The sequence below is a fragment of the Patescibacteria group bacterium genome, from assembly GCA_028707065.1.
In the GTDB taxonomy this organism is placed as follows: domain Bacteria; phylum Patescibacteriota; class Patescibacteriia; order Patescibacteriales; family WJLG01; genus JAQTUZ01.
In genome coordinates this window covers 26,328-38,916 of sequence record JAQTUZ010000016.1, presented here as the reverse complement: position 1 = coordinate 38,916, position 12,589 = coordinate 26,328, and the positions used below count along the sequence as shown (strand labels likewise).

At 49.1% G+C, this 12,589-nt stretch carries 6 protein-coding genes; all 6 read right to left on the bottom strand.

The window, feature by feature from the left end; all coding sequences use genetic code 11:
- The coding region (locus tag PHE24_05415; GenBank protein ID MDD4902544.1) for a DUF2341 domain-containing protein at positions 1-2,496 on the bottom strand (2,496 nt) is incomplete at its 3' end.
- Positions 2,497-2,637: 141 nt separating this feature from the next.
- On the bottom strand, positions 2,638-8,304 hold the full coding sequence (locus PHE24_05410) for a DUF2341 domain-containing protein (protein MDD4902543.1): 5,667 nt from the start codon (positions 8,302-8,304) through the stop codon (positions 2,638-2,640).
- A gap of 683 nt (positions 8,305-8,987) precedes the next feature.
- A complete protein-coding gene (gene groL, locus PHE24_05405) occupies positions 8,988-10,634 on the bottom strand; it encodes a chaperonin GroEL (GenBank protein ID MDD4902542.1) in 1,647 nt (548 codons plus the stop codon).
- A 72-nt stretch (positions 10,635-10,706) separates the two neighbouring features.
- The gene (locus PHE24_05400) at positions 10,707-10,997 is read right to left on the bottom strand and encodes a co-chaperone GroES (protein MDD4902541.1); all 291 of its coding nucleotides are present in this window, start codon (positions 10,995-10,997) and stop codon (positions 10,707-10,709) included.
- Positions 10,998-11,275: 278 nt separating this feature from the next.
- Positions 11,276-11,506 (bottom strand): hypothetical protein, encoded by a 231-nt coding sequence (locus PHE24_05395; GenBank protein MDD4902540.1) that lies wholly within the window; start codon positions 11,504-11,506, stop codon positions 11,276-11,278.
- 366 nt (positions 11,507-11,872) lie between these two features.
- On the bottom strand, positions 11,873-12,538 hold the full coding sequence (locus PHE24_05390; protein ID MDD4902539.1) for a hypothetical protein: 666 nt from the start codon (positions 12,536-12,538) through the stop codon (positions 11,873-11,875).
- Positions 12,539-12,589: the final 51 nt, after the last annotated feature.

Genomic DNA, 12,589 nt, shown 5'->3' with positions numbered 1-12,589 from the left:
GACGGTGGTAGAAGACTTGCCGTTGAAAGTTCGCGAAGAAAGATTGGCATCCGAACTCGAACCCCAGAGCGAATCGGTTTCATGGATCGGCGTAGTGGAACCGAGGCGATAAAATATTTTGTATTGATAGAAATTGCCTTCGGTGACCGCCGCGGGGAAGCCGAGCTTGATCGAAACGGTGGTGGAAGCAAGGCGGGTCAAAGGATTGGGAGCGGAAGGAGCGAGCGTATCGATTTTGATATTCGGAACAGTGTCATTGAAAGTTTTCCAATTTCGCGCGCAACCGTCAGCATCGCAAGCGAGTACCTGCCATTTGTATTGGCCGTCAGCGACGGTTTTTAAATCGACTTTTTTGGTCTGGCTCAGCGTCTGCCAAACCCGAGCAGGACAAGCCGCGTAAGTCGTTCCCGACGAACAGGCGCCGGCCGGCGTCGTGGTGGCGGTAAGGTAAGTTCCGCTCGTCGTGGCCAATTGATAATAAAGCGTGATGGCATCGGAATCAGGGTCGGTGGAAGTGGCCGTAAGATAAATTTCATCTTGCATCACCCAGGTATCATTGGTGATCACGGTCGTGCCGTCGGCTTTATATTGATTCAAGCCGGAAGCAATGGCGGGAAAATTTTTCGTCGCGGTGGAGTATTCGCCGCTGCTCGAAGCTTTATTGCCGGCTTTATCATAGGCCCAAATTCTAAAAACATAAGCGGTATTGGCGGCCAGGCCGGTGATGGTCGTCGTGGTATGGCGGGAAAAATTTGAATTGGTAAAAGTCGCGTCGCCGGGGCTGGTGGAAGAGCCAAAGGCCGTATCGGTTTCCGCCACACCGGAGGAACCGGCTTTGTAATATATCTTATACTGATAAAAATTGGTATCGGTCGAGGTTGCTCCTAAATTAAGCGTGATCGAGCTGTCGTTTTTTTTGCTCAAAGTTAAAGTGGCCGGGTTGGTCGGCTTAGTCGTATCCACGGTAAAGTTCGGCGTCGTACCGTTGAACGCGGTCCAATTGGTAGAACAGCCTTCCCAATCACAGCCCAAAACTTGCCACTTGTAGCCATTGTCGGGAACGCCCGTTATTTTGACGAACTTATGGGGCGAGGCGAAAGTTTGTTCAGTGGTGGTGCCAAAAAAAGTGCCGGGAGAGTTTTGGTTATTATATTCCGTCAAGAGCCATTTGCCGGAACGGGCGACCGAAGCGATGCGGGCTTCATCAATGACGCCGGTCCAATATTCGGTGGTGGCGCCGCCGAAATAGGAGCGGCCGATCTGGGTCGGGTCGTTATTGGTATCGATCGTGCCAACGCGAGGGGTGGTTCCCTGAACAGCGCCGTTATAATAAGCGCGCAAATTCTGGCCATCAAAAGTTCCGGCCACGTAAGAAAAAGTCGTAGGCAGGACGGTAGTAGTATAAGCATGATAGGCTGTTCCGGCCGAGGCCATTTCCGCGTGCCCCAATTTATTGGCCGAAGCGTCAACGCCTAAGTTGAAGATCGTGTAAGGCGCGACGGCAGTAGTTTGCGTTTTGGCGATGATCTTAGCATAGTTAACCAAGGTGCCATGATTCACCCAAGCCGAATAAGTCGCTCCAGTCGTCACATCAATATCGGCCAAGCTGATCGCCTGGGCCGTGCCGCTGAAATTTTTAGCAACGCCCAATTTTCCGGTGGTGTTGGTAGTGCCGACGTTAGTACCGTTATAATTGCCGGTCGAATCTTTGAAATTATCAGTGGCCAAGTGATAGACGGCCAGATAGCTATTGGACCAGACGCTGCGGGCGCCGTAGGTGGTGGAAGAGGCGGGCTGGGAGGCGGTGGAAGAACCATAATACATGTAAAAAGTTATGGGAGAAGTCGAAGAAATGGCATCGGCGCGGAACCAGACTTCGCCGGCCCGAGTGGAAGTGGAAAGCGAAACGACTTCGACCGGCAATCTGGTGCCGGTGGAATTGGTGATGACGATGTCGCCGCCGTCGCTGTTCCTTTTGGTGTGCGACCAAAAACCGTTCGCGCCGCCAAAACGGGCCAGATCCAGATAGATCGGAAAATTGGTCAGTGATCCGCCCACCCCGGCGGTTTGGACAATGAACTTAGCGCGATAAGGAAAGTCGGGGCGATACCAGGTAGAAGTGGAAGCGGTCGAGTTCATCCAAACTTTGCTGGCGCAGCTGGCATAAGCCGTATAAGTCTGGCAGGGATTAGCCGGGGTCGTCGTCGCCGAAAGCAGCGTGCCGGAGGTCGAAGCCAAATTAAAATACATGGCTAAAGAATTTTTATCCGGATCAGTGGTAGTGGCTTTGAAATTGATCGTACTGTTATTGTAAAAAGCTCCATTGCCGGCCGGGGTAGAGGTGCTGTTGTTGTATTGAGATAAATTACCCGCCGTCGCCGTGCTCGGCCGCGCCGCCTCGGTCACGTAATTGGCATAAACAAAAACAAGCAAGGCAGCAATCGCGCCCGCTAAAACATATTTGGTATATTTATTTTTTATTATTTTAGAAAACATTTACTTTGCTCCCTGCTTCTCTCTTATCTCTTAAATTTTTAATTTTTATAATTTTTGAAATAAATCTAAATTTTTAATTTTTAAATCTCGAATTTACCGCTTTTTAAAAATTTAAAAATTACAAAAATTTAAAAATTATTTTTATCCGCTTCCGTTGTCATTCCGCCAGCGATAATGCCGCTGGTCCAGCCAGCTCTTGCGGATTTGAAAAAGATTATCAAAAACATCTTCGGCCGTGCGCAAGGAAGCATCAGTGGAATAAAGTTCGCCGGAGTAATCAACCGAGGAAGTGGCAAAGGTATTGGCAAAAATAATTTTAAAATCAACCGTGCAGGAATTAGCCGCGCAAGTGGAGGTGCTTAAGCCGGAAAGGCTCGAAGCGCTATTGGCATCGGCGCCGGTTTCGGCGAAAGCTCCGGTCGAGCGGGTCCAGGTGAATTTCAAATCATCAAACGGCGGCGAATTATCCAGCTCGTCGGCCAAGCGCAGAGTTACGTCGCTGATCGCCGCGTAACCGTCGACGTCGCTCACTTTGGCGCGGAAATTCCAGGCGCTGGAATTATCCGCCACGGCGATATTGGTCGTGGTGCCGGTCGTTTCCGGATCAATAAACAGCAAAGATTTATTAGTCAGATCCGCGTCAGTTCGCCCGGTCACTTCGGTCGAAGAAGCCTTGTTGCCGAAAGAATCGTAAGCCCAGAGATTGAAAACGTAATGGGTATCGGGGCTCAAACCGGCGACGATCACCGAACTTGAGCCGTTGAAATCATAAGCGTCCAAAGCCGAACTCGTGAATGGCGTATCAGAGGTCGAAACGCCAGCAGTGCCGGCTTTGTAGAAAATTTTATAAGCCGCGGCGGCTGGCTCATTGTTATCCTGGGCAAGATGCGCGGTCGGCAAAAGAAGCTCGAGGGAAGTTTCAGTCGAACTGCCGATTAATAAATTTCCCGCCGTCGTCGGCTTGATATTATCCAAAACAACGACCATGGTTGACGAGCTAAGCTGATCATCAACGCCGTCGTTGGCGGTAAGCAGCAAACAATACGTTCCGCTGGCGGTCGGCACATCGGTTGCCGAGAGCCAATCGAAATTAATCGTATTTTCCCCGAGCGAAGTTAAGATATAATACGAAGTGGTGCCCAGGCGATAAGTTTCATCGTTATCCCGGTGCACGGTGCCGAAAGTCGCCGTCAAATTATTCCCGTCGATAGTCGCCAAACTCGAAGTGGAAAAATCGCATTGCGAGCCGGCCTGGTATTCCAGCTTAGCGCGCACCGTGTTGTCATGATCAACATCGTCGGCGGTGAAAGAAATATCCACCGTACCGGAGCCGTCGGTTTTTTCCGCGGCTGAATTGAACGAAGCGGTCGGCGCGTCGTTAGCCGTAGCGTCCACGCCGGTCGTCGAGCTGGCCAGGTTGCCCAAAGTATCGTAAGCGAAAAGATTGAAAGTATATTTTAATCCGGTAATTAAGCCGGTGATGGTCGTGGTGGTGGCGCGATTAAAATTCTCGTCGGCCAGATTGATATCCGAGGACGAACCGAACAAAGTTCCCGCCGTGTTCACCGGCGTGCCGTCGTATTGCTTATAATAAATTCGATATTCCTTGAAATGAGAATCAGTGGAAGTGGCGGCAAATTTCAAAGTCACGCTTGTCCCGGTTTTGGAATCCAAAGTCAAATCGCCCGGAACAGCCGGCGCCGCGTTATCGATCACGACCGTGGTGGTCGCCGGAGTTGTTTGGTCGCTGATGTTATCGTTGGCGGTCAAGCGCAAACAATAAGTTCCGTCGGCTGCGGGCAGATCATTTTTCGAGAGCCAGTCAAATAAAATATTATTCGTCCCCGAGGCGGTGCTGATCCAACCGCTCGTCGTGCCGATCTGGTAACTGTTGGCATTAGTAATGATCGGCGCGCCAAAATCAGCGCTGATCGAACTCTCGTCCAAAAGCGGCTTAAGCGGCGAATCAAAATCGCACTGGCCGCCGGCTTGTTCGACATATTCGATCTTGGCGCGGCAATCATCGCGCGAAAGATCATTAACGGCGATCGAAACATTGACTCGTCCGGAACGATCAGATTTTTCCGCGGCCGAATTGATGCTGCCGGTCGGCGGGCCTTCGATCTGCTGGGCGCCAAAAGCATAAGATGGATCCGGGGCGGAATAATTCCTTGTTTGCACCGCGCCGAATAAATTGGTTTCCCCTCCTCCGCTAGTCGTATCTTTGTAATAAGCATAAAACGGCTGGCCGCCGGTCGAAACTATTCTTGAGCCGGCTAAATAAGTTTCTGAATCGGCCGCGCCGAAATAAGCTTTGCCCGGATAATCGCCTGATCCAACGCAAGTCGAACTGGAAACGAAATTATTATTTTGATCATAAACGCTCAAGGCGACAACACCTTCTTCGGGCGCGCAAACCACGGCGATGTGGGCCGCATTGGTCGGCAGCATATACTCGCTGGAAAATTCTTTGAACGGCAAGAAGATCGCTGATTCGCTGGAAGTGCCTTCATCTTGCTGGATGGCGTTGATCGCGCCGCTGATTCCGCCGAGGCGAACCGCGTCGCCCGCGCCTTTCACCCCGCCTAAACAAATTTGGTTGGGCTGCAAAGCGCCAACGGCCAAAGCGGAAATCGTCGTCGAAGAATTACTCGAGCAAAAAATGGAAAAAGAGGAAACAACGCTGGCGCCGATCAAATTGTATCGCGACTTCACGCCGTAAAGATCGCGGCTGGTGGCCGGATAGCCGAGCAGGCTGTCGCCCGGGCCGCTATTGGCAAAAGAAAATAAGACCGGCTGATCGCTGGATATGACCGCGATGCTGTCAGTAGCGATATCTTGCGTCGTTGCCCAGACACTGTCTTGGTTAACCGAATGCGTTTGCTTTAAAGTTGCGCCGTCATAGAGCGAAGTGCTGGCCGCGGCGAACGGCGCGTAAAAATTAAAATTTTCCAAATTACGATTGGAAGGAATGGCAAAATCAGTGCCGGCGAAAGAAATCGGAATCGCCGATTCCAAACCCGCGCTGCCGGATAATTTCGCCATGATCGGGCCCTTGGCTTTGATCACCGAAGTTGAAGCAAAACCGGTGAACACGGCAGTCTGCTGGCGGCTCAAATTGACCGCCGTGCCGTTATCCAATTGCACCTGGTTATTATCGATCAAGCTGACGACGTTAATGGTTTTGGCGGCCGAAGAGCTTGCCGTATAAAAAATATTTTGGAGCGACGAATAAGTGAACGGGGTGAATTGGTCGGAAGCGGTGCTGGCGCCGCCATTGCCATAATAAAGATAGATCTTCGAGGTGGTGGCCGCCGGGATCGAATCGACCTTGATCCAAATGGCCGCCGATGAGGCCGTGTAATCAAACGACTGGACCCAATAAGGCAATTCAGTTGTTTGCTCGGAATTGGTGAAACGGATATCGCTGCCGTCCGATTTGATGTTGCGCCAGAAATCGCGGCTGGTGGAAGAAGAAATTTCCAGATAAAACTGATAATCGGCAAGCGTGCCGTCATTGCCCGAATTATCGATGGTGATCGGCAAGCGGTAATTCCAGCCCGAATTCCACCAAGGGTCAAGCAGGCCGTAACCGCTATTATTGCCGATCGCTTCGATATAAAACTCCCCTTCCGAGTTAGCCGGAAAGCCAAGGCTGGCTTTAAAATATTTTACCTCGCCCGGCGCGATCGTCACGCTGGCCGCCGTAGCTTGGCTATTTTTGAAATTATCCGGAATTTGTTTTACTTGCGGACCCAAGCCCAGCAGCCTTTGCAGCAATCCTTCCTGCGGCGCGATCGCTTCGCCATCCAAACCGACTTCTTGCCAGCGATCAGCATACTGGATCTTTTCCTCCGTGCCGGTCATCACGCCGTTAATCCGGCAATAGCGCCGGTTCGGACTGACTTCATCGCAGGCGCGCTGCTCCAGCGAAGGATAACAAGTCCAAATATTTTCCCGCTTGTCCCAGCCGTTGGCGCAATCGTAAATTTGCGCTTCGTATTTCGGCACCTCGGTCAAATAAGGGCTGTGCGGCACCAGCTCGTTCAGCTTGATCACCGACGAACTGGCGGCGGGAAAATAAAATTGGAACTTAATGTCTTCGTTTCTGACGCCGGTATTTTCCACGCTGAAATACATCTGGGCGTTAGTTAAGCCAAAATATTTTTTTTGATCGCTTTTGATGATCAGATTCTCGTTGCTGTTGTTATCGGTCCAGATGAAATTTATTTCCCGGCCATCGATATTCAATTTATCCTTATCGGTATTTTTCGGTCGGTCAGGAACTTTTTCCGCTCCGTTCTGGTAAGCAATTTCCACCCAAACACTATCCAGATAAGCCTGGAAGTTTCCTCCGGCAGGCGCGCTTCCGGCAAACTTCAAGCGCAAATTATCCAAGTCGCGCCAGTCATTCAAGAACGGCGCGTCAAAAACGAGATAGCCGCCGCGCTCGGCATTAGCGAGGCTATTGGCGTCGATCGTGCCGAGTTCCCGCCAAACATTGCCGCCGCCTTCATCAGCAAAAGAATACCAAATGGTGATCGGCGCGCCGGGGGCGGCCGGATCATTTTCTTGCGCGCCGGCCGGATCCGGAGCGAAAAAATCCAAAAGCTTTTGGATAACGCCGGCGCTTGAATCCGAATTTACCGAAGAAGAAGCCGCGCTATTTTCGCCGCCCGCCGCTTGATCGGCAGCGGCGGCGGGCTGATCATTCGCGTTATTTTCCATTGACGCTGAAGTTGAGGTCGAACCGGCTGCCGGCGGGACGATCGCTCCGGATGAAGTTGCCGCGCTGTTTTCATCGACCGCCCGCTCGATCGCGGCTATTGAAACTTTGATCTGCGCGCTCTTAAACGGCCCGAAAAGGATATTGCGGTCATCGGCATTCGATCCCCATTGCGAAGCGGCCAAAGCCAATCGCCCGAGCAAGGTTTCGCCGATCTGTTTTTTGCTTATTGCCAGAATATTCTTTAATTCTTTTAACCAGGATATTGGCCCGCCGGAATTATCACTCTCCGCTCTGCTTTCCGCGGCTTGGCTCGGCTCGCCCGGGGCGGGCGCGGAATCAGGCAGATGATTTTGCGCCTCGGCTGGCGGTGTTTCGTTGGTCGGCGCGGCGGATGGATTATCAGCGGAACTCGGCGCGGCGCTCTCGGCCGCTGAAGCTGGCGAATCATCCGCTGGCGGCGCTGATGGAGTTTGAGCGGCAGATTCGGATTCAGCGGAAACAGCCGGAGAACTTGCGCCATTATCCGGAACGATTGAGGCCGGATCGGCTAGCGCAGAATTATCCGGCGGAACCGGGGAAATATTTTGTTCACCTGAATTATTCGCCGAAGAGCTGGTGGCTGGCAGGAACGCGAAATCTTGCGTTCCTGCGGTTGAAGAAGAAATTATCGCCGCCGGTATCGCCGGCTCAGAACTGGAAGCAAAAATATTTTGCTCGGTGGTAGTGGAAATATTATTTTCCAAAACCGGTTGCGGGGTTGAGGTCGACTGCGCCATGGTCGGCGCGGAATTCTTGATAAAATCCTGAGTGGTGAAATTTTCGCCGATCAAAGATTGCCGGCCGCCGGAATAAATCACCGAATTGTCAGAGTTGAAATCGCCAGCCTCGCCCGAATCAGTTACTTGCGGCGCGCCCAAAACCCGGTCGATCCCCGTCCAGGAATTTCCCGCTTCTTCGACCCGCGAGGCATTAGCGTAAAAATTTACCGTCGCGACATTGTCATTGCCGGTCGCCTGCAAAGATTTGTTCAAGACAACAATAAAACCGCCGATCGCGAACAAGTAAAAGGCGATGATCAAGATCCTGGAAAAATACGCCGAAATAACAAAGCCGGGACGGATTTTTTTGCTCCGTTCATTCTTTGCCCGAATACCAAAAAACCGAGGCCTTGTTTTTCCCGCTTTTTGTCGCGCTGAAAGTCCCCTTCGCATATATTGTATATACAATATAATTATATCACTTCCGAAGCCTTTTTTGCGGGAAAAAAATGAAAATTTTAGAGAATTTTTTTATTTATTATTAGCTATTTAGAAAACGATTCCTGTTAGACGCTAAAATTATGAACAATTTGTAATTTATAATTTATAATTTGTAATTCAAGTTGTGTATAACTTGTGTGCACATTTTTTGTACAGTTTGACAAAAAAATAAAAATCCCTTCACAAGAAAAGCGGCTCATTCTGCCATGCAGCAGTCTCTCGAAGAGGACTGCTGCAAATTTACGGCGCGACCTCAAACGTTCTGCCAAATCAAAGCGGCAGTCCCCTTACGGGAGACTGCCGCATGACAAATATTTCGCGTGGCAAATAGCATGGCAAATATCTGACTTTTGCCGTGCAGCAGTCTCGCGATTAGCGGACTGCTGCGAACTTGCGGCGCAAATCAGAACATTGTTGTCAAACCAAAAGCGGCAGTCCCCTGTCGGGAGACTGCCGCATGGCAAATATTTTTTACTTTTTGTTTTTTACTTTTTACTTCCCGTCTACATCATTCCCTGCCCATCGTTTCCGCCGCAGGTGCAATTCTTGTCCTTCGGTTTCTCGCAGACCACCGCTTCGATCGTCAGGAACATGATCGCGGCCGAAGCGGCGTTTTCGAGCGCGGTGCGGACAACCTTGGTCGGATCGACGATCCCGGCTTCGAACAAATCTTCGAATTTATCATCCATGGCATTGTAGCCGATATTGCGTTTCTTATCATCCTTCAACAAAGAATTTTCGCGGATGATGTTGTATAAAATAAGCGAACCGTCCTTGCCGGCGTTCTTGGCGATCTGTTTGATCGGTTCAAGTATCGCGTTGTCGATGATCTTCGCGCCCGCGTCCTCTTCCTTTTTGCCGCCGATCAAATTGGTGAAAATATCGCTCGCTTTGGCCAAAGCCAAGCCGCCGCCGACGACAATCCCCTCTTCCTGCGCGGCTTTGGTCGCGTTCAGCGCGTCCTCAATCCGGTCTTTTTTCTCTTTCATTTCCGTTTCGGTCGCGGCACCGACTTTGATCACGGCCACGCCGCCGGACAATTTGGCCAGGCGCTTTTTCAATTCTTCACGATCAAAATCCGACTCGCTTAATTCAATTTGATTTTTGATTTTTTCGATGTGATCCTTGATCTCTTTGACATCGCCCTTGCCGTCAACGATGGTCGTGGTGTCCTTGGAAGAGATGACGCGCCGGGCCCGGCCCAGGTCGGTGATCTCGGCATTTTCCATTTTCAAACCAAGCTCTTCGGAAATAAACGCGCCACCGGTCAAAATGGCAATGTCTTCGAGCATGGCTTTACGGCGATCGCCGAAACCCGGAGCCTTGACGCCCAAAACATTGAAAGAGCCGCGCATTTTATTGACGATAAAAGTCGCCATGGCTTCGCCTTCGATATCTTCGGCGATCACCACCAGGTCTTTCTTGCCGACTGCTACCATCTTTTCCATTAATGGCAAAATTTCGCCGAGCGCGGCGATTTTCTTATCAGTGATCAAAATATAAGGATCTTCCATTTCCGCTTTCATCGTTTCCACGTTGGTCACCATATGCGGCGTCACATAGCCCTTGTCCAATTGCATGCCTTCCACAACTTCCACTTCCACGCCGAATGATTGGCCCTCTTCAACGGTGACGACGCCATCGCGGCCGACTTTAGTGATCGCCTCGGCGATCTTGGCGCCGATGGCCGGATCATTAGCCGAGATCGAGGCCACTTGGGTGATCTCTTCTTTGGTGGAAATCGTCTTACTGGAAGCTTTTAATTTGGCCACGATATCCGCCACCTTTTTCTCAATACTCTTGCGCAATTCGATCGGATTGACGCCGGAAGAAACCAATTTCAAACCTTCGGCGATGATCGCCTGGGTCAGAATCGTCGCCGTAGTCGTGCCGTCGCCGGAAACTTCATTGGTTTTGGACGCGACTTCTTTGATGATTTCCGCGCCCATATTTTCTTCGCGGTCTTCGAGTTCAATTTCCTTGGCCACGGTCACGCCGTCCTTAGTGACAGCCGGAGCACCGTAAGCTTTCTCGATCACCACATTGCGGCCTTTGGGTCCCAAAGTTATTTTTACGGCATCGGCCAGCTTATCAACGCCGCGCTTCAGCGCTTCTCTCGCTTTCTCACTGAAAATTATTGTTTTGCTCATAGTAATTTTATAATGACAAATTACAAATTAGAAATTACAAATATCTAATTTGTCATCTGTAATTTGTAATTTTTAATTTAAAACAGCTAAAATATCTCCCTCGGAAATCAGGATGACTTTTTCTCCCGCGATCTCGATCTCGTCCGCGGCGTATTTTTTGAACATCACTTTGTCGCCGACCTTGACCGACATTTTTGAGATTGTTCCGTTATCTAAAATTTTTCCGGCGCCGACGGCCATCACCGTGCCCTGTTCGGGCTTGCCTTTGTCGACCGTGTCCGGCAGAACGATCCCGGCCTTGGTGGTTTTTTCCGCCACAGCGGGTTTGATGACCACATTGTCATGGAGAGGTTTCATTATCATAACTTTAGTAATGCGAATACTACAAATTTTACGCGAATACCGCGAACTATTTATCGAATTAATTCGTTAAATCTATTCGTTGTATTCGCGAAAAATTCGTAGGTTCGCATCATGTTGTCTTAATTAATTTTCATTAGCACTCGAATAAGTCAAGTGCTAAAAGCATACTTCATTTTATCACTTCTTCCGGCGCTGTCAAGATTGGATTTCTCTACAAAAAAATCCGCCGGAATGTCCGCACGGATCTAACTATTTGGCTCAAAAATAACCAATATTCCTTAGCTCGGTAAAATTATTATCACCTCTTCTTCGAGAAGCTCCGCGCGGAGATTACGAACCATTCCCTGCTCCCTAATACCTTTCGGCCAAGGCAAAGGCTCGTCAAGAGATTTTGGCTCAATAATGACAAGCTGCAACAGGGAAACAGGTATATGTTCTGTCGACTTGTCATGGGGAGCCGCATAAATAAAATAATCGCCAGCGTTCAAATCTTTAAGCTTTTTTTTCATAAAGAACCTTTCTGAGATTTTGACAAAGTTTGCACAAATATTTTTATGTCAAGGTATTCTATCATCTTTTCCGAAAAAATGTCAAAAGGGATTAGTATATTAGTTAATTAGGTACTTGGTTGTGGAAAGGCAAACTTTATCAATAAAAAAATTTGTTTACTATTCAACCAATTGACCAATTAACTAAGTAACTAAACATAGTTCGGATAATCTATTTTTGTAGCATTTGTAGAGATAGATAAAATTCGGATAATCTATTTTTGTAGCATTTGTAGTAAATATAATTCGGATTATCTAAATTCGGATTCATTCGTAGTAAAAAAAGGCCGGCGGAAATCCTTTCCCGCCGGCATCATCTTCACCTCATTATAGAACCATTGACATCAGACAATCGCCTTTATAATGATAGAATTCATCCTCTAAGGACGCGCTGATCCTCTGCAAAATAATCAGCCGGAGTTCATCGTTATTGATCGAAAATTTCGTTCCGGTCATTTGCGTCTCTTCGGCCAAAACATCACCTACGGCTGTCCTGATTTTAGCTTCAATCGCATTGCGCGCGAGATATTTGTTCTGATAACGATCCAAGAGCCTGATGCCCTCACTTTGTTCCCAGGGAAAGTCAAAGGCGACCGTGAATTTTTCCAATTTCAAGAGCAATCTGGAACCGCGGACTGATTTAAACTCCAGATTGAATATCATCTCTACCGGCAGATCGATAAAATCCCGCTGTGAATCGACGATGGTCAATTTTCCCGTCAGTTCATAATTCTTAACGAAGCAGCCGCGGAAAACGAATCTGTTTTTCTTCTTGAAAAACAGCATGGTACCGGTCTTTTCCACCAGCGCCGCTACCCTTGAATGGAACAACAAACCTTTGATCGTTTCGGACATTGTCACCCAAAGAATGACCAAAATGATCATGTAAATCGTCTGTGGCGTACCGGGGATAAGAAAAAAACTATGAGTGCCAAACATGATCAAGGCGGTGATCACCAAGGAAAAGCAGTAAGAAAAAATATTTAGAGACATGCTAACCCCTTTCAGGTTATGAAAGTTGAGGAATATTACTTATTATGAAAG

Bases quoted from the DNA above. Each gene is read 5' to 3' on its own strand.
- PHE24_05390 (MDD4902539.1), bottom strand. From the start codon at position 12,538: ATGTCTCTAAATATTTTTTCTTACTGCTTTTCCTTGGTGATCACCGCC.
- PHE24_05400 (MDD4902541.1), bottom strand. From the start codon at position 10,997: ATGATAATGAAACCTCTCCATGACAATGTGGTCATCAAACCCGCTGTG.
- PHE24_05395 (MDD4902540.1), bottom strand. From the start codon at position 11,506: ATGAAAAAAAAGCTTAAAGATTTGAACGCTGGCGATTATTTTATTTAT.
- groL (MDD4902542.1), bottom strand. From the start codon at position 10,634: ATGAGCAAAACAATAATTTTCAGTGAGAAAGCGAGAGAAGCGCTGAAG.